The following is a 23346-nucleotide window of genomic DNA, read 5'->3' as shown; positions in this document are numbered from 1 at the left end:
TCTGCCGAAAATGCCCGAAATTCAGGTCTGAAATGGAAATATCAGAAACCTTCAGAAACTAGCCAAGCCCTTATCAGGACACCCCTCCCCTCTCGGTGAGATGAAGATGCGGCAGACTCGACTTTCCGGGCTGCGGGAATGATCGCGCACGGATGAGCTGCCAGGCTGATCCGTGCCGCGCGGCGGGGGAACGCAACAGTGGCGGCAGCGGATCAATTTGGCGGCAAGCACCGCTTGCGGGCGCTCTTTTTGGTGTCAACGGCCCTGGCATTGGTAGCGACGCCGCCGGCGCTGGCCCAAAGCACGGGCGCCAACGGCGCGGGTGGCGGTAACGGATCAAGTTCGACAGCAGGCGGAGGTGGCGCGGCAGGTCTCGGTGGCGATGGCTCGACCACAGGCTCGAACGGCGGCGGCGGGACCGGGCCCGGCGGCAATAGTTCCGGCGGCGGCGGCGGCGGCTCGGATCAGGGCGGTGGGGGTGGCCAGGGCTACAGCGGCTATGCATCGGGCGGCGGCGGCGGTGGAGCAGGCGGCGCCGGACTCACCTTGAGCTCAGACTTGACCAACAACGCCGCGATCACAGGCGGTAACGGCGGCAACGGCGGCTTTGGCGGTTCGGCCTTCAGCCCGAGCTACGCCTATGGAGCCGGCGGCGGTGGTGGCGGCGGCGGGTCGGGCGTCATCGCCACGACGGGCAGCAATCTCGTCAACACCGGCACGATCGCCGGCGGCAATGGCGGCGGCGGTGGCGCGGGTGTCGGTCCGGGCCTCCCCTTTCCGAGTTCTCCCGCTGATGGCACCGGCGGGCGCGGCGGCAATGGCGTTACCGCGACGTCTTCCGCCGGGCTGACGATCACCAATTCTGGCTCGATCAAGGGCGGTGGCGGCGGCACGGATTTCCAGAACGTGAATATTTCCAACAGGCCGCAGGCCGGCGGCTACGGAATCATCGGACAGAACCTGACGATCGTGAACAGCGGTACGATCGCCGGCGGTGAGCAGGGTGCCGCCAACACGAGCCCATTTGGCGGTGGGACCGGCGTGCTTTCGTCCGCCATCGTCATCACCGGCGGCGTCAACAGCATCACGGCGCTCGCCGGCAGCAACATCGGCGCGATCGAACTCGGCGGCGCCACGACGATGGCAGGCGCTTTCAACAGCACGGTCCAGGTCAATGGCGGCGTCACCATGTCGGTGACCGGGGCAACGGCGGCGAATGACGCAACCGGCATCACGACGCTGACGAACTACGGCACCATCGCCATCGGCGCCGGCCGTACGCTGAGCGCCCAGACGATCAACAACAATGGAAGCACGATCAGCATCGGCGCCGGGGCGACGTTGCAAGGCGTCGGCAACACGCTCAACAACAACGCGGTCATCGATGTCGGCGCCGGCGGTGCCATTGTCGACGCCGGTGCGGTGAACAATCTTGGCGGCGGCACGATCAATTTCAACGGTCCCACCGGAACGGCGACGCTGTCTTCGGGAACGAACAGCATCGTCAATGACGGCAACATCAAGGTGCTCGGTGGCAACGTCGCCGTCACAGGCAACATCACGAACCAGAACAACGGCGTGCTGACGCTGACCGGCGGCAACATGACCGGCATCACCACCCTCACCAACAATTCGACCTCAGCCTCGGCGATCAATGTCTCCTCCGGCATGACGCTCAGCGCCACCACCATCGCCAACAATGCCGGCACCTTCACCAACAACGGCACGGTGACGACGACCGCCGGCATCACGAACGGAAGTGCGGGGACCTTCACCACCACCGGCATTGTCAACGGCGGCCTCACCAATAACGGCACCGTCAATGCGGCCGGCGCGGTCAATGACGGCATTGCCAACCAGGGCACCGGCTCGTTCACGGTGACCGGCGCGCTCACGACCAACAGCACCTTCACCAATAGCGGCACAGCGACGCTCGCCGTCTCCGGCGGCAGTTTCACTGGCATTACGACCTTCATCAATAACTCGACGTCGGCCTCAGCAGTCAGCGTCTCCTCCGGCAGGACGCTCAGCGCCACCACCATCGCCAACAATGCTGGCACCTTCACAAACAACGGCGCGGTGACGACGACCGGCGGTATCACGAACGGTAGCGCGGGAACCTTCACCACCACCGGGACCATCAATGGCAGCCTCACCAATACCGGCACCGTGAATGCGGCCGGCGCGGTCAATGACGGCATTGTCAACCAGAGCGCGGGCTCGTTCACGGTGACCGGCGCGCTAACGACCAACAGCACCTTCACCAATAGCGGCACAGCGACGCTCGCCGTCTCCGGCGGCAGTTTCACCGGCATTACGACTTTCATCAATAACTCGACGTCGGCCTCAGCAGTCAGCGTCTCCTCCGGCATGACGCTCAGCGCCACCACCATCGCCAACAATGCCGGCACCTTCACCAACAACGGCACGGTGACGACGACCGCCGGCATCACGAACGGAAGTGCGGGGACCTTCACCACCACCGGCATTGTCAACGGCGGCCTCACCAATAACGGCACCGTCAATGCGGCCGGCGCGGTCAATGACGGCATTGTCAACCAGAGCGCGGGCTCGTTCACGGTGACCGGCGCGCTCACGACCAACAGCACCTTCACCAACAGCGGCACGGCGACGCTGGCCGTCTCCGGCGGCAGTTTCACCGGCATCACCACCCTCGCCAACAATTCGACATCAGCGTCGGCCGTCATTGTCTCCTCTGGCATGACACTCAGCGCCACCACCATCGCCAACAATGCCGGCACCTTCATCAACAACGGCACGGTGACGACGACCGGCGGCATCGCGAACGGAAGTGCGGGAACCTTCACCACCACCGGCATTGTCAACGGCGGCCTTACCAATAACGGCACCGTCAATGCGGCCGGCGCGGTCAATGACGGCATTGCCAACCAGGGCACCGGCTCGTTCACGGTGACCGGCGCGCTCACGACCAACAGCACCTTCACCAATAGCGGCACGGCGGCGCTCGCCGTCTCCGGCGGCAGTTTCACCGGCATTACGACCTTCATCAATAATTCGACGTCCGCCTCAGCAGTCAGCGTCTCCTCCGGCAGGACGCTCAGCGCCACCACCATCGCCAACAATGCCGGCACCTTCACCAACAACGGCGCGGTGATGACGACCGGCGGCACCACCAACGCGGCGACTTTCCTCAACAACGCCACCGGCACCGTCGCCGGCCTTTTCACCAACACCGGAACCACCACCAATGCGGGCCAGCTCAACGGCGGCGTGTACGTCTCCGGCGGCACGCTGACGACCACCAACACCATTGCGGGAGGCCTCACCAACACCGCCACCGTCAACGCCAATGGTGGCGTGGTCAACGGCGTCGTCGCCAACAATGCCAACGGCGTGTTCAATGTCGGCGGCACCGTGACGAGCGACTCGACCTTTGCCAACGCCCACGGCGCGACGCTGGCGATCAACGCGAGCGGCGACTACATCCTTCAGGGTCTTCTGACCAACAGCGGCGCAATCACGGTCGCCAGTACCGGACAATTGACGGCGACGGCCAGCGGCATCACCAACACCTCATCAGGCACGATTGTGGTTTCCGCGGGCGGCAGCATCAGCGACGCCCTCAACAACGCCGGCACCGTGACCAACAACGGCACTTACGTCGCAAACGTCGCGAGCAACACCGGCACCATCACCAACAACGCGGTGTGGACCGGCACGATTGCGAACGCCGGTAGCTTCATCAACAACGCCGGCGGCACCGTATCCGGCTTTGTGACCAACAGCGGCACAGTCACCAACGCCGGCACGCTGAGCGGCGGACTGACCAACGCGTCAGGCACCACCACCAACTCAGGTTCGATCCTGGGAACGACAGTAGTGAACGGCGGCATCCTGACCGGCACCGGTTCGACGGCGACGCTGAACGTCAACAGCGGCGGCACCTATGCGCCCGGCACCACCGTCGCAGGCTCGTCCGCGTCCGTCACCGGCAGCCTCGCGTTCGCCTCCGGCGCAATTTATCTGGTGCAGATCAACCCCTCGACCGCCTCGTTCGCCAACGTGACCGGTACGGCGGCACTGGGTGGCGCCACCGTCAACGCGGTGTTCGCGTCGGGCAGCTACGTCGCCAAGCAGTACACCATCCTGACCGCCGGCAGCGTCAGCGGCAAGTTTGGCACGCTGGTCAATACCAATCTGTCGTCGAACTTCCATTCCGAGCTGAGCTACGACGGCACGCACGCCTATCTGAACCTGATCCTGAACTTCGTTGCGCCGCCGGGCAGCGGCCTTTCCGGCAACCAGCAGAAGGTCGGCAATGCCATCATCGGTTCCTTCAACCGCAATGGCGGCATTTCGCTGGTCTATAGCGGGCTCACGGCCGCCGGCCTGACGCAGGCGTCCGGCGAGACCGCGGCGGGTTCGCAGCAGACCACCTTCCAGGCGATGGGCCAGTTCATGGGCCTGCTCACCGATCCCTTCAGCACGAGCCGCGAATCCGGTTCATCCGCACCGCCGGCCTATGCCGACAACGCACCGGTGGCCGCCGCGCGCGATGCTTATGCCATGCTGGCCAAGGCGCCGACCTTCGAACAGCGCTGGAACGTGTGGGCCGCTGGCTTCGGTGGATCGCAGACCACCGACGGCAATACCGCGCAGGGCTCGAACAGCGCGACCAGCCGTCTGTTCGGCACCGCCGCCGGCGCCGAATACGCTTTCTCGCCGCAGACGCTGGCCGGCTTCGCGCTCGCCGGTGGCGGCACCAGCTTCTCCGTGACCGGTGGTGGCACCGGCCGCTCCGACCTGTTCCAGGCCGGCGCCTACCTCCGCCACACCAGCGGCCCGAGCTACATCTCCGCCGCGCTTGCCTATGGCTGGCAGGACGTCACCACCGATCGCACGGTGACGCTCGCCGGAATTGACCGGCTGCGCGCCGAGTTCAACGCCAATGCGTGGAGCGGCCGGCTCGAAGTCGGCTATCGCTTCGTCACGCCGTGGGCTGGCGGCATCGGCCTCACCCCTTATGCCGCAGGCCAGTTCACAACGTTCAACCTCCCGGCCTATGCTGAAACGGTCGTCTCCGGCAACAATGCCTTCGCGCTGGCCTATGCCGCCAAGAGCGTGACCGACACGCGCAGCGAGCTCGGCCTGCGCGCCGACAAATCCTTTGCCATGCAAAACGGCGTGCTCACCCTGCGCAGCCGCGCCGCCTGGGCGCACGATTTCAATCCGGATCGCATCGTGGCCGCGACATTCCAGGCGCTCCCCGGTGCGAGCTTCGTCGTCGGCGGTGCACGACCGGCAGCCGACTCCGCCCTCACCACCGCCTCCGCGGAGATGAAATGGCTGAACGGGTGGTCGACGGCTGCAAGCTTCGAGGGCGAGTTCTCCAACGTGACGCGCTCATACGCCGGCAAGGGCACGCTGCGGTATGAGTGGTAGGCGGCGCCATGCTCTCGCGATGGTTCGGAAATGGTCTTTCATATGCGGAGAGCGTAGTAGCGGGAGTGAGCCTCACCGCCAGGGTCCCATGAGGCGGTGCACTGGAAGCCCATCCTTTCGTAAAGCCGATGCGAGGCCGTCAGTGCGTTGTTGCTGGACAAGCGTATGCGATCGTATCCCGCGCTCCTTGAGAGCGGCTCGATATGCAGCAACCGCCTCTCAGCCGGCAGATCAGAGCGATAGAAAGTGAACTGGATGTTCAGCTTTTTCACCGCAAAGCGCGTGGTGTCGAACTAACGGACGCTGGCCGGGATTTTCTTGCGGTCCGCAACTTTTTGAACTTGTTTGGGGGAGCGGCAAGGAGTTTTCGATCGGGTTGAGATTTTCGCCATCTGTGTCGCCTCTCGGTCAACAGCGCCAGTCTGGGCACGAGCCGACGACTTCCGGTTCAGCCCTATCTCCGGATGTATCCCCGTGCTGCGTAAACCGTCACGAAGGGCCAATCCCGACTCAAGCGCCACAGCAAGACAGGCTATTCAATCGCAATCATTCCAGATCCAAGCTGATAGTCGGTTATTGATGGATTTACGATTGCGACGGATACGTTTGCGTGGCGTGCGGATCGATGGATATCACGTCACACTGGATCGAGATAAGGCTCGAACGCGTCGATTGTGATCGTGATCGTCGGGTCGGCGTCGGGGCCCCAAAGTTCTCGGCTGGTGAACACCACGGTGTAGAGCCACTGCGGATCGTCGCCACGATCGATCGCGACAGAGTCTGGATAGACCTGGGAGCCGCGGCAACTCTCGACAACACCGAGCTTGTCGCGCGCATAGCGCGGCAGCCGGGTATGGGTGATCGGGTGGATGTTCCTGGTGCGAACGCGATCACCCGGCTTGAAGCGCTGCGGAGCCTGCTGTTGCCGATGGTACGACGGGCGTGCCAGCGCGGCGCTGGCCACCTCGAAGGTCAATTTGCGCTTGAGCGGCTTCGCCGGCTGCAATGCGTGGCCGCAGGTGAGCTCTTCGGCCGTTACGTATCCCCGCTCCAGCAGGTTCTGTTCCATCGCCAGTTGCCAGCGCTGGTAATAGGACGCGGTCAGATAGGTCGTCGGCGGGAGCCGTTCTTGTGCAAAGCGAGAATGGTCGGCGCTATATGCGCCGGCATATCCGATCGCGCGCGCCATCGCCAGCACGCGGCCCTCCCAAGCTGTGTGGAAGACAGGTTCGTTCTGCTCGGACTCGATTTTACCGAAGCCGTCCATGCCACCCATGTCGTGCACGCCGTCCATCAGGGCTTCTCCCCGGGATTGAGGGCGAGGCCCGTGCCGATCATGGAATTGCGCGTCACCAGTTCGGCGAGCCGCTCTGTACTCCAGCCCTCCGTGCCGGCGGGCCGCATCGGCAGCACAATAAAGCGCGTTTCGGCGGTCGAATCCCACACCCGAATTTCTGTGTCCTTCGGCAAGGTAACGCCGAAGTCGGCCAGCACGCCTCTAGAGTCCTTGACGGCGCGGGACCGGTACGGCGCGGACTTGTACCAGGTCGGCGGCAAGCCAAGCAGTTCCCACGGATAACAGGAGCACAGCGTGCACACGATCATGTTGTGGCGCTTTTGTGTATTCTCAACCGCCACCAGATAGTCGCTGGCCCCGCTCAGATAGCCCATCGAGGCAACTGCTTTGGTGGCGTTGTCCAGCAACGCCTTCTTGAATGCCGGATCTGTCCAGGCCTTGGCGATCACCGCGGCGCCGTTGCGCGGACCGATCTTGGTCTCATAGGCCTCGATGATGGCGTCGATGGCCGCCGGTTCGATGTAGCCTTTCTCCGTCAGCACCGTTTCCAGCGCGCGAACGCGAAGCTGGACCTCGGACAGCTCCGAGCCGTGTTGGTCGTGATGTACGTGATCGTCGTCGCGGCTGCTCGCCATGGAAAACTCCATCGCCGCTGGTTCGATTACAGCAGGTATAGCATCAAAACGCGCGCAGTCCGAGTCGGGTCATTTTCGACGGTTTCAGTTTCAGCGGAGATGGGCGGCTGGCTGACGTCCGCTTCTACCCGTAAGCGCCCGACCGAAGCCTGTCTGGGAGAGCTGCGTCTGGCGAAACCCCTGTGGTTCAAGCCATACTGCGGGCGATCTCAATAAGGGGGCGCGAAGGGCGACGCCAACGCCCTGCTCACGCGATGCTTCGCATCGAGAGCGGTGTCTGGACCTGATGGCGACGATGTCATTCTGCAGGTGTTTTGCCCGACGTGTCAAATGACCGGAGCCTGATTCAGCGACGTGCTCGAAAGTTCACTTCGTGCAGCGCACGAGGAGCCTAGAGTCTTTTTCGCACGCGGGTCGATTCAGCCAAGCCGCAGCTTGACTTAAGCACCATCACCGCCGCCAACACGACGATCGCGGTTCTACTGTGCATGGGGTTGTTTTGCGGAAATGAGTTTCCGGGTCGGTCCCGAAAACGACTACCGCCCCGTCTTCACTTTGGTCCAGAGCCGGTTGATGATCCGCTGGGTAGCCGGATCTCGCGCCGTGATGACGAACAATTTTGCGAGCGTCGCGTCGTCCGGATAGATGTTCTTGTCGTTCAGGATCTTTGGGTCGACCAGCTTCTGGCTGGCGAGGTTGCCGTTGGCGTAGGACAGGAAGTCCGAGTTCTTGGCGGCGACGTCCGGACGATAGAGATAGTTGATCAGCTCGTAGGCTTCCTTGACGTTCTTGGCATCCGCGGGGATCGCGAGATTGTCGAAGAACATCTGCGCGCCCTCCTTCGGGATAGCATAGCCGATCTCGATGCCGTTCTTGGCCTCAGCCGCGCGGGCGCGCGCCTGCATGATGTCGCCGGACCAGCCGACCACGAAACAGATCTCGCCGGTGGCGAGCGCGCTCAGATATTCGGACGAGTGAAATTTTCGCACCGACGGGCGGACCTTGGCGACGACGTCGGCGGCCTTCTCGAGGTCGGCCTGCCTGGTCGAGTTCGGATCGAGCCCGAGATAGCTCAGCGCCGCCGGAAAGATGTCGTCGGCGGAGTCGAGCATGTGCACGCCGCAGTCTTTGAACTTCGCCAGGTTCTCCGGCTTGAAGACGATGTCCCAACTGTCGATCTTCGCGTCCGGCCCGAGGATCTGCTTCACCTTGGCGACGTTGTAGCCGATGCCCGTCGTGCCCCACATGTAGTTCGCGGCAAAGTCGTTGCCGGGATCGTAGGTGGCGAGATTCCTGGTCACCATCGGCCAGGCGTTGGCGAGGTTCGGCAGCTTCGACTTGTCGAGCTTCTGGAAGATGTTCGCCTTGATCTGGCGCTGCAGGAAATAGGCGGTGGGCACCACGACGTCATAGCCGGACTTGCCGGCCATCAGGCGGGTCTCCAGCGTCTCGTTGGCATCGAAGGTGTCGTAGACCACCTTGATGCCGGTCTCCTTGGTGAAGGCCTCAAGGACCTCCGGCGCCATGTAGTTCGACCAGTTGTAGAAGTTGACGACGCGCTCCTCGGCGCCTGCGGGAGGCGAGAGCAAAGTCAGCGCTGCGGCGATTGCAAAACCAAGGCAAAGCCTGAAGCGGCTGACATTCGTCATCTCGGTCTACCTCTTGCGCCCGCGTATCGCGTCCGACAGCCGCTCCAGCGCGGTGTCGAGCGTCTGGTCCTTCTTGGCAAAGCAGAAGCGGACCACCGAGGTCACGGGGTCCTGCTCGTAGAAGGCCGAGACCGGGATCGCGGCGACCTTGTAGTCTTTCACGATCCGCCAGCAGAATTCGGCGTCGCTCTCGTTGAGCCCGAGCGGCGACAAATCGACGGTGAGGAAGTAGGTGCCCTGCGACTTCAGCACGGGGAAGCCGAGGCTTTCGAGGCCCTTGGTCAGACGGTCCCTGCTCCGCGTCAGGTCCTTGCGCATCGACAGGAAGTACTCGTCGGGCTTGCCGAGGCCGTAGGCGACGGCGGCCTGGAGGTTTGGCGCGGTGGTGAAGGTCAGGAACTGGTGCACCTTGGCGGCGACGCGCAGCAGCGGCGGCGCGGCGCAGACGAAGCCGATCTTCCAGCCGGTCAGCGAGAAGATCTTGCCGGCCGAGCCGACCTTGATGGTGCGGTCGCGCATGCCGGGGATGGTGATCAGCGGGATATGCTTGTGCTCGTCGAAGGTGACGTGCTCCCAGACCTCGTCGCAGATCGCGATGACGTCGAATTCCTGGCAGTAGCGCGCGAGCAGTTCAAGGTCCTCGCGCGGATAGACCACCGCCGAGGGATTCAAGGGGTTGTTGAACAGCACCGCCTTGGTCTTTGAATTGAAGACGCTTTTCAGCATGTCCTCATTCAGCCGCCAATGCGGGGGCTCGAGTCGCACCAGGCGCGGAATGCCGCCGGCCTGGCGGATGATCGGCAAGTAAGAATCATAGACCGGCTGGAAGCAGACCACCTCGTCGCCGGGCTGCACGACCGAGAGGATGGCCGAGGTCAGCGCCTCGGTGCCGCCGGAGGTCACCATCACCTCGCTCATCGGATCGAGCTTGAGGCCGTGCCAATGGCCATAATGGGTCGCGATCGCCTGGCGCAGCTCCGGGATGCCCATCATCGACGGATACTGGTTATAGCCGTTGAGCGAGGCGTCGGCGGCGGCGCGGCGGATGTCTTCGGGGCCGGGATCGTCGGGAAAGCCCTGGCCGAGATTGATCGCGTTGTTGTCGCGCGCGGCCTGCGACATCGCCTCGAAGATGGTGACGGGAAGGTCGGCGAAGACCTTGTTCAGCGAAGAGCTCTTGGTCATCGCGACGTTAGCCACCAACCTTGCTGGGAAGACCCGCCGCCTTCCAGCCCAGCATGCCGCCCGCCAGATGCTTGTCATAAGGCAGGCCCGCGGCCTGGGCGGCGAGCGAGGCGGTCACCGAGCGCTTGCCCGAGCGGCAGGCGAACACGACCTCTTTGCCCTGGGGATCGGGGATCGCCTTGGGATCGAAGGTCGAGAGCGGCACGACGACGCCGTATGGATAAGCCTCGGCCTCGACCTCGTTCGGCTCACGGACGTCGACGAGCAGATAGCGGCCCTCCGCGACACCGTTGGAAACCTCCTCGGGGGTCAGATCCTGTACTTGATTTGCCACATCATCCTCCAACGTCGCGGGGCGCCGCCGGGGCGATCCCGGCCGGCGGGCAACCTCGCCTCTCAGGCACCAAAAATCAAGCGCTACAAAGGCTTGAGCTGCCTTGCGCAAGTTAAAGCTAAATCGCAGCGACTTGAAGTGCGCTTTGAATCCCGGCCCTGGATCGTGAGCTTAAATCGTCACTTGCGTGCCGACCTCGACGACGCGGCCAGAGGGGATCTGGAAATAGTCGGTGGCATCGTTGGCGGAGCGGCTGAGCGAGATGAACAGCCTATCCTGCCAGCGCGGCATCCCGGAATGGGCGGCGGGCTTGAGCGCCCTCCGCGACAGGAAGAACGAGGTCGACATGATGTCGAACTGCCAGCCGAGCTTGCGGGCGATCGCCAGCGCCTTCGGCACGTTGGGCGATTCCATGAAGCCGAACTTCAGCGTCACCTTGGAGAAGGTCGGGCTGATCTGCTCCAGCTTCACCCGCTCGGCCGGATCGATGCGCGGAGTCTGCGCGGTCTCGATGGTGAGAATGACATTCTTCTCGTGAAGCACTTTGTAGTGTTTCAGACTATGCATCAGCGCGGTCGGCGCGCTCAGGGGATCGCTGGTCAGGAACACGGCCGTACCAGGCACCCGCTGCGGCGGCCGCTTCTCCAGCATCGCCACGAGGTCGGCGAGCGGGAATTCGAGCTTGCGCGACTTCTCGAACAGGAGCCGGCTGCCGCGCCGCCACGTGTACATCATCAAAATCATGAGCGAGCCGAGCGCCAGCGGCACCCAGCCGCCCTCGAACACCTTGAGCAGGTTGGCGGCAAGAAAAGTCAGGTCGAGGAACAGGAACGGCGCGATCAGGGCGGCTGCCCACAGCGGCGACCACTTCCAGGCCTTCCAGATCACGACAAAGCCCATCAAGCCGGTGACCACCATCGTGCCGGTCACGGCAATACCATAGGCGGAGGCCAGAGCGCTGGAGGAGCGGAACAGCAGCACCATCATGATCACGGCCACCAGCAGCAGCTGGTTGATGCGCGGGATGAAGATCTGGCCGGAATGCGCTTCAGAGGTATGGCGAATTTCGAATCGGGGCAGCAGCCCGAGCTGAATCGCCTGCCGCGTCAGTGAATAGGCGCCAGTGATGACAGCCTGGCTGGCGATGACGGTGGCGGCCGTGGCCAGCACGACCATGCTGCCGCGAACGATGCCTTGCGGGAAGAGCTGGAAGAACGGGCTCTCGATCGCGCCGGGATCGCCGAGGACGAGAGCGCCCTGCCCCAGATAGTTCAGCGCCAGCGACGGCAGCACGATGAACAGCCAGGCGGTCTGGATCGGCCGCTTGCCGAAATGGCCAAGGTCGGCATAGAGCGCCTCGGCGCCGGTCACGGCCAGGAACACGGCACCCAGCGTCACGAAGCCGATGATGCCGTGGTGGAGCATGAAGGACACCGCGTAGAACGGATTCAGCGCGAGCAGCACCTGCGGCTGCGCGATGATCGGATGGATCGCCGCGATCGCGATCACCGCGAACCAGACGCACATCACGGGTCCGAAGAACGCCGCGACGCGGGCGGTGCCGCGCGACTGCACGGCAAACAGGAACACCAGGATCAGCACCGTCAGCGGAACGATATAGGGCTCGAACCGCAGCGTGACGTCTTTCATGCCTTCGAGGGCCGACAGCACCGAGACCGCCGGCGTGATCACGGCATCGCCGTAGAACAGGGCGCCGGAGATGATACCGAGCAGGACGATGGTCGCCCCGCCAGTGCCGACCGCGCGCTGGGCCAGCGCCATCAAGGCCAGCGTGCCGCCCTCGCCGTTGTTGTCGGCGCGCAGCAGGATCACGACGTATTTGAGCGTCACCACGATGATCAGCGCCCACAGGATCAGGGACACCACGCCGAGAACAGCCGCCGACGTCGGCGCCCCTTCCGCGCCTGAGGCCGCTATCACCGCCTCGCGGAACGCGTAGAGCGGACTGGTGCCGATATCACCATAAACCACGCCGATGCTGCCGAGCGTCAGCGCACCGAAACCGGCGGTGGTGTGGGCATCGCCATGCCCATTGGCCGCCGCCGTTTCCGGGGCGGGAACTGCTACGTCACTTGTCATGGGAGAGCCTGGTGGCCTCTAAAATGCTTCACTGCACAACGGCGGAGGAGCGCGCGCGGCTTATAGTCCTGCGCTGCTGGCATAGCCTAGCCCGATTCTGGGCCCTCGGCATGCAAAATCCGCATGGGTCCGCCAATTGCGTCCCAATCGAGCGTTCAAATGGTGACTTGGGTCCCCACTTCAACTACCCGCCCGGTCGGAATCTGGAAATAGTCGGTGGCATCATTGGCCGAGCGGCTGAGCGCGATGAACAGGTGATCCTGCCAGAGCGGCATGCCTGACTGCGCCGACGCCTTCAGCGAGCGCCGTGACACGAAGAACGACGTCGACATGATGTCGAACTGCCAGCCCTGCTTGCGTGCAATCGCGAGCGCCTTGGGCACGTTCGGCTGCTCCATGAAGCCGAAGCGCAAGCGCACCTTGGAGAACTTCTCGCTGATCTTCGCCATCTTGAAGCGCTCGGAGAGATCGACCCGCGGCGTGTGCGCGGTCTCGATGGTGAGGATCACGTTGTGCTCGTGCAGCACCTTGTTGTGCTTGAGATTGTGCAGCAGCGCGGTCGGCACGAAGGCGGGATCGCTGGTCAAAAACACCGCCGTACCTTTGACAATGTGCGGCGGCCGCTTCTCCAGGCTGCGGATCAGATCGTCGAGCGGCACCTCGATCCGGCGCGTCTTCTGGATCAGGATCCCCGAGCCGCGCCGCCAGGTCCAGATCGTCCCCGCCATCGCGACACCGAACAGCAGAGGCACCCAGGCGCCTTCGAGCAGCTTCAGCAGGTTGGCGCTGAAGAAGGTCATGTCGACCATGACGAAGGGCAGGATCACGACCGCCGCGGTCGCGGCGCGCCAGTTCCACAATTTCCAGATCACAACGAAGCCCATGATGCCGTCGGCGACCATGGTGGTGGAGACCGCGATACCATAGGCCGAAGCCAGATTGCTGGGCGTATGGAACAACAGCACCAGCAGCATCACGCCGATCAGCAGCAGCCGGTTGACGCGCGGCAGATATATCTGGCCGGCATGGGTTTCGGAGGTGTAGCGCACCTCGAAGCGCGGCAGGAGACCGAGCTGCACCGCCTGATAAACCAGCGAATAGGCGCCGGTGATCACCGCCTGGCTGGCGATCACGGTCGCCGCCGTCGCAAGGCCAACCAGCGGAAGCACGAAATGCTCGGGCACCATGCGATAAAAGGAATGCTCGATCGCGCTTGGATCGGACAACACCAGCGCTCCCTGCCCGAAATAATTGATCAGTAGCGACGGCAGCACGAAGAACATCCAGGCCGACTGGATCGGCTTGCGGCCGAAATGGCCGAGGTCGGCATAGAGTGCCTCGCCACCGGTCACGGCAAGGAAAACCGCGCCGAGCGTAACCAGGCCGATCGTGCCGTGCGACAGCAGGAATTGGAATGCATAGTAAGGATTGATCGCGGCCAGCACCGACGGATCGTCGGCGATATGAATAACGCCCAACACCGCCAGGACAGTGAACCAGATGACCATCACCGGCCCGAACGCCGAGGCCACCAGCGCAGTCCCCTTGCTCTGAACCGCGAATAGCAGCACCAGGATCAGCACGGTGAGCGGCACGACATAGTGCTCGAATGCCGGCGTCGCCAGCTTGAGGCCGTCGACCGCCGATAGCACCGAGATCGCCGGCGTGATCATGGAATCGCCGATGAACATCGACGCGCCGACGACACCGAGCGCAAGCAGCGGCCAGCTCCGCCGCCCCAGCGCGCGCTGGCCGAGCGCCATCAGAGAGAGTGTGCCGCCCTCCCCGTTATTGTCTGCGCGCAGCAGCAGCAGGACGTATTTGGCGGTGACGACGATCAGCAGCGCCCACAGGATCAGCGACAGTACGCCGAGCACCATCAGCCGCGTGACCGGCTCGCCATGGGCCGCGCCCCTGACCGCCTCATGAAAGGCATAGAGGGGTGAGGTGCCGATATCGCCGAAGACGACACCGATGCTCCCGAGCGTGAGAGACCAAAAGCCCGAGGTGACCGGCCCTTCCTGGGTCTCGGCCTGTGTGATGCTCGCCGTCATGAGGGTGGAAAACGCTTCGTCCCTGGAATTGATCCGGCGCCTTTTGACGCTTCCGGCGCGCCTGTCAATCGGCCCGCCACCATAGCAGGCGCCGAGCGAGAAGCTGTGACGGCGTGGCCGCGTTCGTCGCCTTCGCGACGAATTGTCTCAGGTAAAATGGTAGCGCAAGGGTTAGGGCTTCAAGTTCGGCGGCAGCGGTGGATCTTCACGCATCAAGGTGATGGTCACGCGGCGGTTCGCGGCCAGCGACGGATCGTCCGGGAACAGCGGCTGGGTGTCCGCCTTGCCGGAGACGGCGAAGATGTGCGACGGCGGCAGGCCCTCGCGCTCGAGGATCTGGCGCACGGCATTGGCGCGGTCGGCCGACAGGTCGAAGGCGCCGTAGTCGCTGCGGGTCGGCACGAAGCCGGCCGCAGTGTGGCCGGCGATGGAGACGCGGAGAGGGGTCGCTTTCAGCGGGATCGCAAGCTTCTCGATCAGGCGGCGGGTGCGGTCGTAAGGCACCTTGGAGCCGTCCGCGAACATCGAGCGGCCGTCCTGGTCGACGATCTCGAGATTGAGGCCCTGCTTGGTCTCCTCGAACATGACGTGCTTGGACATCTCGGTCAGTTCCGGCATGTCCTGCAACGCCTGTCGCAGCGAGGCCGCGGCGAGCGCGAAGTTGCGGTCGACCTTGATCTTGGCGCCGGATGTCTTGTCGCGATCCTCCTGATCCGGTGTCGGCGTGTTGGAGGACTCCTCAGGCTGGATGTGGTCGACGTTTTTCAGCCGCGCGCGGGTCGGCAGGCCGTCGGATTCGATGATGCCGGCGTAGCGCGCTTCGCTCTGGACGCCGAAGGCCTCGCGCATGGAGCCTGCGACGATCTTCAGCTTGTTGGCGTCCTGGGTGGAGAATGCGACCAGCATCACGAAAAACGCGAGCAGCAAGGCCATCAGATCGGCGAATGTCACGAACCAGCCGTGGCCGCCGTGTGCCTCTTCGCGTTTTTTCTTTGCCATCGGTCAGATCCCGGCGTCCGGCGTCAGGCCGGAACCGGCTCGCCTTCGGCGTGGCGGTGCTTCTCGGGCAGATAGGCCAGCAGCATTTCGCGCACCAAAGTCGGGCTCTTGGAGTCGCGGATCATGAGGATGCCGTCGATGATCAGCGTGCGATTGGTTTCCTCGTCGATCAGCTTGCCATGCAGCTTGTCGGCGATCGGCAGGCAGAGCAGGTTCGCGACCAACGCACCGTAGAGAGTTGCCAGCAGGGCGGTCGCCATGAACGGACCGAGCTTCGAGGGATCCGACATGTTCGAAAACATCTGCACCATGCCGATCAGCGTTCCGATCATGCCGAATGCAGGCGCGCAGTCGCCGACGGCTCGGTAGATCTTGCTGCCTTCGTTGAGATGCATGAGGAAATTGTCGCGGTCGCGTTCCAGATTGTCCCTGATAAAATCGAGGTCGTAGCCGTCGGCGACGTAACGGATGCCCTTGGCAAGAAAGGGCTCGTCGGTCTCGACCTTTTCCAGGCCGACAGGGCCCTGCTTGCGGGCGATCTCGGCGATGCGAGCGAGCTCGTCGACCAGGTCGTGTGCCGACAGCCGGCTCATTGTGAAGGCGAACTTCATGCCGAGCGGCAGGCCGTGCGCCAGCACGGAGAGCGGAAAGCGGATCATGGTCGCTGCGGCCGAACCGCCGAAGATGATGATCGCAGCATGGTCGCTCATGAACATGCCGATATCGCCGCCCAGAAACACCATCGTCGCGATGACGATCAAGCCCGCCACGAGGCCGGCGCCCGTCATGATATCCATGGGAGTCTCCAAAGCGAACGCAACAACGGCCGTCCTAGCCGGTGGCGCGGTCCAACCCCGAACCGCATCGAAACCCTAGAGCGCCGCCCTTAAAGCCGCGTAAAGGTTAAGTTCAGCCGATGCGACGGAGCGGCGCGGTACGCTGAAAGGACGGCGGCTTTGCCGTTCAGCGACGTCAATCTCAACGCTTTGCTAACTATGAATGAGGCACGTCAGGACGACAGTCCCGTCAGCTCCAGGCTGAGCGCGCGCAGGCGCTTGCGCGCATCGGCATCATAGGCCTGCGGATTGGCGCGCGCCTCGTTCATTCCGTTGAAAAACAGGCCGCTTTTGCCCGCGACGTCATCGCCCTGGACCAGATGCAGGATCGCAGCACCACCCTGCTCCACCGTCGACATCGGCGTGATGCCGCCGGCGCGCACCATCGTGGTGTTCATGTAAGTCGCCGGATGCAACGAATTCGCGGTGATGCCGGCGTCCTTGAGTTCGGCCGCAAGATCGATCGTGAACATGATCTGCGACAGTTTGCTCTGCGCATAGGCGCGCGAGCCGCTGTAGCCCTTCGTGATCATGACGTCGTCGAAATCGATCGGATGCTGGCCGAGCGAGGCGACATTGACGATGCGCGACGGCGCCGCGGCTTTCAGCAACGGCAGCAGCAGATGCACGAGCAGGAAGCCGGAGAGATAGTTCACGGCAAAGCGCAGCTCGTGACCGTCGCGGCTCTGCTGCCGTTGCGGCCCGTCATTCTGTGAACCGATGCCGGCATTGCTCACGAAGACATCGAGACGCCTGTGATCGCGGATCACGGCCGCGGCGAGTTCGCGGGTGCCAGCCATCGACGACAGGTCGGCCTGATAGAAGGTCGGCGACGTGTGGCCGGCCTTCACGATCTCGTCGATCAGCGCTTTTGCTCGCGCTGCATCGCGGCCATGGATCAGGACATGCGCCCCTTCGGCGGCAAGGCGGGTTGCAACGTAGCGTCCGACACCATCGGTTGAACCCGTGATCAGCGCCGTCTTGCCGGCCATGTCCATGACGTTACTCCAGGCTCAATGGATCTCCGCCGAGCGCTTCAGCGCGGCCTTGAGCTTCTCCAGCGAGAAGTCCGGGCTGCGTGCGATCTCGAGGATCGGCGTCTCGCGGCGGCCGCAGAGCTCGGCGGCCTCGGGGAGCTTCGCAGCGATGTCGAGCGGGATCACGATGGCGCCATGCTGGTCGGCGTGGATCAGATCGTCCGACTTCACGGTCATGCCGGCGACGCGCACCTCGCCGCCAAAGCTCTCGGCATGCACCCATGCATGCGACGGGCCGATCGAGCCGGCGAGCGCCTGGAAGCCCGGGGCCCATTGCGGGATGTCGCGGATCGAGCCGTCGGTGATGACGCCGAGGCAACCGAGCGCCTTGTGCACATTGCTCTGCACCTCGCCCCAGAACGCGCCGTAGCCGACGTCGGGACCGTCGATGTCCTGGATCACCGAGATGCGCGGGCCGTGTCCGGTGCCGACATATTCGTAATATTCGATGCGGCGCTTCGACTGTTCTTCGGCCGGCAGCGACGATTTCAACACCGAGCGGATCGCGACCGTGCGGGCGTAGCCGACGATCGGCGGCAGATCCGGGAACGGGCAGACCAGCTGCTTGGTGGTGTAGCCGATCAGGCGGCGCTCGGGCGCCACGATTTCCATGGCATTGCAGATCGTCGGCGTGTCGTAGCGGCCCAGCGCTTCGAGCACGGAAGCGGGCAGCGGCCCGGTCGCGGTATTGGTCACGGCGTTATCTCCCAGATTGGCGGCTGATTGACGCGGTGCCGCCGGCACAGGGCGATATAGCCGAGATCGGGCCTCAACCCAACTCAGGCGCTCTCATGGCAGATATCCGCGTGCGACCGCTCAGTGCAGCCGTCCGGGCCGATCGTCATCGAGCGGCGGCTCAGACAGGCTCGCCATTGTCGGCGCTGACGGCGGCGACGAGACCTCGCCGCCCGCAGGCACTGCCGCTTCCATCGCGCGGGCCTGATCGCGGTAGGATTTGTAGCCGAGCGGCAGGCAGAGCAGATAAAGCACCGTGCCGGCCGACAGCACGTGCCACGGATAGCTGATCAGAAGCGCGATGAAGAAGATCACCGCGACGAACGCCGGCAGCACCAGCTCCGGAGGCACCCGCATGCGCATGCTCTTGCCAGAGAACACCGGCAGGCGCGACACCATCAGGAACGCGATCAGCAGCGTGTAGCCGGCCGTCAGGGCCGCAGGCCAGCGCCCCAGCTCCAGGAACGCCGCATAGATCGGCAGCATTACGGTGATCGCGCCAGCCGGCGCGGGCATGCCGGTGAAGAAATTGGCGGCGAAGGCCGGCTTGTTCGGATCGTCCAGCGTGGCGTTGAAGCGCGCGAGCCGCAGGCACATGGAGATCGCAAACACCATGGCCGCGATCCAGCCGGCATTGCCGAGTTCGTGCAGCTGCCAGAAGTACAGCATCAAGCCCGGGGCGACGCCGAAATTGACGAAGTCGGCGAGGCTGTCGAGCTCGGCGCCGAACTTCGACTGACCCTTGATCAGGCGCGCGACGCGGCCGTCGATGCCGTCGAGCGCGGCTGCGAACACGATGGCGTAGACGGCGAGCGACATCCGCCCCTCGATCGACAGCCGGATCGAGGTCAGGCCGGCGCAGATCGCCAGCAGCGTGATGACGTTGGGCACCAGCATCCGCACCGGGATCGGGCGGAACCGCCGGCGGCGTATGTCGGGATCTCTGAAGTCGTAGGGCGTCATTGGCTCGTCCTCACCTGAAGGCGAGATATAGCAAGCCGCGTTCCCCTCCGCCATTGCGGCGGAAGGCCCCTGACATCGGCCCAATGGTTAATTGGCGCGGTAGGCGCGGGCCGGGTCGTCTCCGGTGAGATCGGCCAGGATGGTCTCGCCGGCGATCGCCGTCTGCCCTTCCGAGACCAGCGCCTTGGTGCCAACAGGCAGGTAGACATCGAGCCGCGAGCCGAAGCGGATCAGGCCGAACCGCTCACCGGCCCCGAGCGCCTGCCCTTCCTTGACAAAGCACACGATGCGCTTTGCGACGAGGCCTGCGATCTGGATCACGCCGATCCGGCCCTGCGGGGTCGAGATGACAAGCGAATTGCGCTCATTGTCCTCGCTCGCCTTGTCGAGCTCGGCATTGATGAACAGGCCGGGCCGATAGGCGATGCGATCGACCCTGCCTGCAATCGGGCTCCGGTTCACATGGCAGTTGAACACGCTCATGAACACCGAGATGCGCGGCAGCGGCCGGTCGCCGAGCCCGAGCTCTGCCGGCGGCAGCGCCATGGTGATCATCGAGACGCGGCCGTCGGCAGGCGACACCACGAGCCCGTCGCGCACCGGCGTCACGCGCACGGGATCGCGGAAGAATAGCGCGCACCACACGGTGATGATGGTGCCGATCCACCCCAGCGGCGACCACAGCCAGAACAGAACGAGGCTTGCCAGTGCAAAGCCGCCGATGAAGGGATAGCCCTCCTTGTGGATCGGCGGGATCTGACGCTGGATCGAATCGAGAATGGACATCGCTATCTGCCGCTCAGGGGTTGATGGCGCGGGTCGTCTCGCGCGGTGGGGTTGTTTAGGCCAGAGTTGGGACCGGAGACAAGCTCACTCCGCGGCCGCCTGCGCCGTGAGGGCATCCTCGACCGGGGGCGGCTCCCGGTTGGGCGCCTCGCTACTGTCGGCCATCCGGGCCAGTTTCTCGCGCGCGGCCTCGGCCTCGCGCTGCCTGTTCCACATGCTGGCGTAGAGACCGCCCTGTGCGAGCAGGCTGGCATGGGTGCCGCGCTCAGCGATGCGGCCCTGGTCCAGCACGATAATCTCGTCGGCACCGACAATGGTCGAGAGCCGGTGCGCGATCACGAGCGAGGTGCGATTCTTCGCCACACGGTCGAGCGCGCCCTGGATCTCGTGCTCAGTGTGGGTGTCGAGCGCCGAGGTCGCCTCGTCCAGCACCAGGATCGGCGGCGCCTTCAAGACGGTGCGCGCGATCGCGACGCGTTGCTTCTCGCCGCCGGACAGTTTCAAGCCACGTTCGCCGACCGGGGTCTCGTACCCCATCGGCGCCATGCGGATGAAATTGTCGATCTGCGCGAGCCGCGCCGCCTCCTCCACCTCGGCATCATCGGCGTCCCAGCGGCCATAGCGGATGTTGTAGCGGATGGTGTCGTTGAACAGCACGGTGTCCTGCGGCACCATGCCGATCGAGGCGCGCAAGCTCGCCTGCGTGACTTCGCGGATGTCCTGGCCATCGATCAGGATCTTGCCACCGGAGATGTCGTAGAGGCGGAACAGCAGGCGCGAGATCGTCGATTTGCCGGCGCCGGATGGGCCAACAATCGCCACCGTCTTGCCGGCCGGCACCTCGAAGCTGATGCCTTTCAGGATCGGCCGCGCCGGGTCATAGGCAAAGCGCACGTCCTCGAAGCGCACGGTCCCGGCGGAGACGACCAGCGGCTTCGCGCCCGGCGCGTCCTTGATCTCGGCCTCGCGGCCGATCACGCCGAACATCTTCTCGATGTCGATGATTGCCTGCTTGATCTCGCGATAGACCATGCCCATGAAATTCAAGGGCTGGTAGAGCTGGATCATCATGGCGTTGACCAGCACGAAATCGCCGACCGTATTGGTACCGTTGCGCACGCCGATCGCGCACATCAGCATGGTGGCGGTCAGGCCCAGCGTGAAGATCACGGCCTGTCCCGTGTTGAGCACGGCGAGCGACGTATAAGCTTGGACGCTCGACTCCTCGTAGCGTGCGACCGAGCGGTCGTAGCGTTGCGCCTCGCGCGCCTCGGCGCTGAAATACTTGACGGTCTCGTAGTTGAGCAGCGAGTCGATCGCCTTGGTGTTCGCCTCTGTGTCGGAATCGTTCATCTTGCGACGGATGCCGATCCGCCACTCGGTCGCGACGTAGGTGTAGTACATGTAGACCGCCACCGTGGTCAGCGTCGCGAGCACGTAGCGCCAGTCGAACTGCCAGAGCAGGACCGCCATCAGCAGCGAGACCTCGACGATGGTCGGGATCAGCTGGAGGATCACCATGCGCACGATGACCTCGATGCCCGCGCGGCCGCGCTCGAGCACGCGCGTCAGGCCGCCGGTCTTGCGCTCGAGGTGAAAACGCAGCGAGAGCTCGTGCATATGGATGAAAGTGATGTTCGCGAGCTTGCGTACCGCATGCATGGCGACACGTGCAAAGATGCCGTCGCGCCATTGCGTCAGCACCGCCATCACGATGCGCGTGACGCCGTAGCTCGCCGTCAGGATCAGCGGCGATGCGACCACCCAGAGGTGCCAGTTGCCGGGCTGCACGGGTGCGGTGTTGGCGCCCGTGAGCGCGTCGGTTGCCCATTTGAAGCTGAACGGCACCGTCAGCGTGATCAGCTTGGCGGCGAGCAGCAGCACCATCGACCAGACCACCCGCATCTTCAGGTCGACGCGGTCGCCCGGCCAGATATATGGCCACAGATGCGCCAGCGTGCCCATCAGGGTTGCCCGCTCCAGCGGTCCGTCGGCAGGCGCTGGCACGTCGGGGACGTCTGGCGAATGAGGTGGGCTCATCAAAAAACCTGGAGGCCCGCCGGATGCGGGCGCGTTGCGATTAACTGTTTTCGCTCGTCATATAGAAGCTTCCGGGGGCCAGCGCACCCCGCCAGATGGCGAATCTTCGATTGTTTGTCGTCATTTACCGGTAGATTTCCGGGTGACCCGAATCACCGATTGGGCTTGACGCCCGTTCGCTGCAATGCATCATGGCGCCAATGAGCACGATCAAAACCGTCTGTGTCTATTGCGGCTCCGGTCCCGGAACCAATCCCCACTTCACCGAAGGCGCCAAGGCGTTCGGCAAGGCGCTCGCCGAGAACAACATCCGTCTGGTCTATGGCGGCGGCTCGCTTGGCCTGATGGGCTCGGTCGCGACCTCCGTGCTCGATCACGGCGGCATCGTCACCGGCATCATTCCCGAATTCCTCCGGAAGCGCGAGAACGCGCTGACCCGCGTGCAGGAAATGATCGTCACCCCCGACATGCACGAGCGCAAGCGGCTGATGTTCGAGCACTCCGACGCCTTCGTGGCGCTGCCGGGCGGTCTCGGCACGCTGGAGGAGCTGGTTGAGCAATTGACCTGGAAGCAGCTCGGCCGTCACGCCAAGCCGGTGCTGCTCGCCAACATCGACAATTTCTGGGAGCCGCTGTTCTCGCTGCTGTCGCACATGCGCCAGACCGAGTTCATCCGCCCCGGCCTTTCGGTCGATATCCTCAAGGCCGATCGCGTCGAGGACATCTTGCCGAAGTTGAAGTCGGCGGTGGCCCAGATCGCCGAGGCGGAAAAGCAGCTCGCCCCGGACGTGGCGCGCAAGCTGTAATCACGCCTGCGGAAACGTCACCGCCTCGATCCGGTTACCATCGGGATCGACGACGAAGGCTGCGTAGTAGCGCACGCGGTCGTGCGGGCGAATGCCCGGCGCGCCATCGGATGTGCCGCCGGTCGCAAGGGCTGCCGCATGAAACGCATCGACCTCGGCCGTTGTCTTCGCCCGCAGGCAGATGTGCACGCCGCTCTCCGGCGCTACATGCGGCATGGCCTCGCGCAGATTGATCCAGAATTCGGGATAGGCCTTGCCGAATCCGATCGTGCGCGGTCGCGTGACCAGGCGGGTGAGGCCGAGGGCGGCGAGCGTGGCCTCGTAGAACTCTGTGGAGCGTTCGAGATCGCTGACTCCGACGGAGATATGGTCGATCATTGGTCGCGCTCCCTCCCCTCGTCGTTGCAAGCGTAGCGAAGCAATCCAGACTGCCGCCGCGGAAACACTCTGGATTGCTTCGCTGCGC

At 64.1% G+C, this 23346-nt stretch carries 18 protein-coding genes; 3 read left to right on the top strand and 15 right to left on the bottom strand.

Features of this window, described 5'->3' with window-relative positions; genetic code table 11:
• Nucleotides 1-252: 252 nt before the first annotated feature.
• Both ACLFLU_RS18515 and ACLFLU_RS18510 read left to right on the top strand, forming a co-directional pair.
• Nucleotides 253-5424, top strand: a complete 5172-nt coding sequence (locus ACLFLU_RS18515) for a hypothetical protein (protein WP_426413592.1) — start codon at nucleotides 253-255, stop codon at nucleotides 5422-5424.
• A 203-nt stretch (nucleotides 5425-5627) separates the two neighbouring features.
• Nucleotides 5628-5804 carry a LysR family transcriptional regulator gene (locus ACLFLU_RS18510; protein WP_426413591.1) on the top strand — a complete coding sequence of 59 codons (177 nt, stop codon included), beginning with the start codon at nucleotides 5628-5630 and terminating at the stop codon, nucleotides 5802-5804.
• 257 nt (nucleotides 5805-6061) lie between these two features.
• On the opposite strand, the gene nthB is transcribed toward ACLFLU_RS18510, so the two are convergent.
• The 14 genes from nthB to ACLFLU_RS18440 form a co-directional block, all read right to left on the bottom strand.
• Nucleotides 6062-6718, bottom strand: coding sequence for a nitrile hydratase subunit beta (nthB, locus tag ACLFLU_RS18505; protein ID WP_426413590.1), 657 nt, complete (start codon nucleotides 6716-6718; stop codon nucleotides 6062-6064).
• The gene (nthA, locus tag ACLFLU_RS18500; protein ID WP_426413589.1) at nucleotides 6718-7356 is read right to left on the bottom strand and encodes a nitrile hydratase subunit alpha; all 639 of its coding nucleotides are present in this window, start codon (nucleotides 7354-7356) and stop codon (nucleotides 6718-6720) included. The genes nthB and nthA overlap by 1 nt, the downstream gene beginning before the upstream one ends.
• A gap of 536 nt (nucleotides 7357-7892) precedes the next feature.
• Nucleotides 7893-9005, bottom strand: a complete 1113-nt coding sequence (locus ACLFLU_RS18495) for a polyamine ABC transporter substrate-binding protein (RefSeq protein ID WP_426413588.1) — start codon at nucleotides 9003-9005, stop codon at nucleotides 7893-7895.
• Nucleotides 9006-9011: 6 nt separating this feature from the next.
• Nucleotides 9012-10190, bottom strand: coding sequence for an aminotransferase (locus ACLFLU_RS18490; RefSeq protein ID WP_426413587.1), 1179 nt, complete (start codon nucleotides 10188-10190; stop codon nucleotides 9012-9014).
• A 7-nt stretch (nucleotides 10191-10197) separates the two neighbouring features.
• Nucleotides 10198-10524, bottom strand: coding sequence for a rhodanese-like domain-containing protein (locus ACLFLU_RS18485; protein WP_426413586.1), 327 nt, complete (start codon nucleotides 10522-10524; stop codon nucleotides 10198-10200).
• Between the two features lie 171 nt (nucleotides 10525-10695).
• On the bottom strand, nucleotides 10696-12624 hold the full coding sequence (locus ACLFLU_RS18480) for a potassium transporter Kup (protein WP_426413585.1): 1929 nt from the start codon (nucleotides 12622-12624) through the stop codon (nucleotides 10696-10698).
• 155 nt (nucleotides 12625-12779) lie between these two features.
• Entirely contained in the window at nucleotides 12780-14678 is a 1899-nt protein-coding gene (locus tag ACLFLU_RS18475) for a potassium transporter Kup (RefSeq protein WP_426413584.1), read from the bottom strand.
• Between the two features lie 171 nt (nucleotides 14679-14849).
• Nucleotides 14850-15677: a flagellar motor protein MotB gene (locus tag ACLFLU_RS18470; protein WP_426413583.1), complete on the bottom strand. Its 828-nt coding sequence runs from the start codon at nucleotides 15675-15677 to the stop codon at nucleotides 14850-14852.
• Between the two features lie 23 nt (nucleotides 15678-15700).
• The gene (locus ACLFLU_RS18465) at nucleotides 15701-16474 is read right to left on the bottom strand and encodes a motility protein A (RefSeq protein WP_426413582.1); all 774 of its coding nucleotides are present in this window, start codon (nucleotides 16472-16474) and stop codon (nucleotides 15701-15703) included.
• Nucleotides 16475-16686: 212 nt separating this feature from the next.
• Nucleotides 16687-17511: an SDR family NAD(P)-dependent oxidoreductase gene (locus tag ACLFLU_RS18460; RefSeq protein ID WP_426413581.1), complete on the bottom strand. Its 825-nt coding sequence runs from the start codon at nucleotides 17509-17511 to the stop codon at nucleotides 16687-16689.
• 15 nt (nucleotides 17512-17526) lie between these two features.
• Nucleotides 17527-18246, bottom strand: coding sequence for an RraA family protein (locus tag ACLFLU_RS18455; protein ID WP_426413580.1), 720 nt, complete (start codon nucleotides 18244-18246; stop codon nucleotides 17527-17529).
• 120 nt (nucleotides 18247-18366) lie between these two features.
• A complete protein-coding gene (locus ACLFLU_RS18450; protein WP_426413579.1) occupies nucleotides 18367-19248 on the bottom strand; it encodes a CDP-alcohol phosphatidyltransferase family protein in 882 nt (293 codons plus the stop codon).
• Nucleotides 19249-19335: 87 nt separating this feature from the next.
• The gene (locus ACLFLU_RS18445) at nucleotides 19336-20034 is read right to left on the bottom strand and encodes a phosphatidylserine decarboxylase (protein WP_426413578.1); all 699 of its coding nucleotides are present in this window, start codon (nucleotides 20032-20034) and stop codon (nucleotides 19336-19338) included.
• Nucleotides 20035-20118: 84 nt separating this feature from the next.
• A complete protein-coding gene (locus tag ACLFLU_RS18440; RefSeq protein WP_426413577.1) occupies nucleotides 20119-22074 on the bottom strand; it encodes an ABCB family ABC transporter ATP-binding protein/permease in 1956 nt (651 codons plus the stop codon).
• 200 nt (nucleotides 22075-22274) lie between these two features.
• Here ACLFLU_RS18440 and ACLFLU_RS18435 point away from each other — a divergent pair, with 200 nt between their 5' ends.
• Nucleotides 22275-22880, top strand: a complete 606-nt coding sequence (locus tag ACLFLU_RS18435) for a TIGR00730 family Rossman fold protein (RefSeq protein ID WP_426413576.1) — start codon at nucleotides 22275-22277, stop codon at nucleotides 22878-22880.
• On the opposite strand, the gene ACLFLU_RS18430 is transcribed toward ACLFLU_RS18435, so the two are convergent.
• Nucleotides 22881-23258, bottom strand: coding sequence for a VOC family protein (locus ACLFLU_RS18430; protein ID WP_426413575.1), 378 nt, complete (start codon nucleotides 23256-23258; stop codon nucleotides 22881-22883).
• Nucleotides 23259-23346: the final 88 nt, after the last annotated feature.

It is taken from the genome of Bradyrhizobium ganzhouense (assembly GCF_049949285.1).
GTDB lineage: Bacteria > Pseudomonadota > Alphaproteobacteria > Rhizobiales > Xanthobacteraceae > Bradyrhizobium > Bradyrhizobium ganzhouense.
The sequence above is the reverse complement of the archived record's forward strand: the minus strand, read 5'-3'. Positions and strand labels throughout refer to the sequence as shown.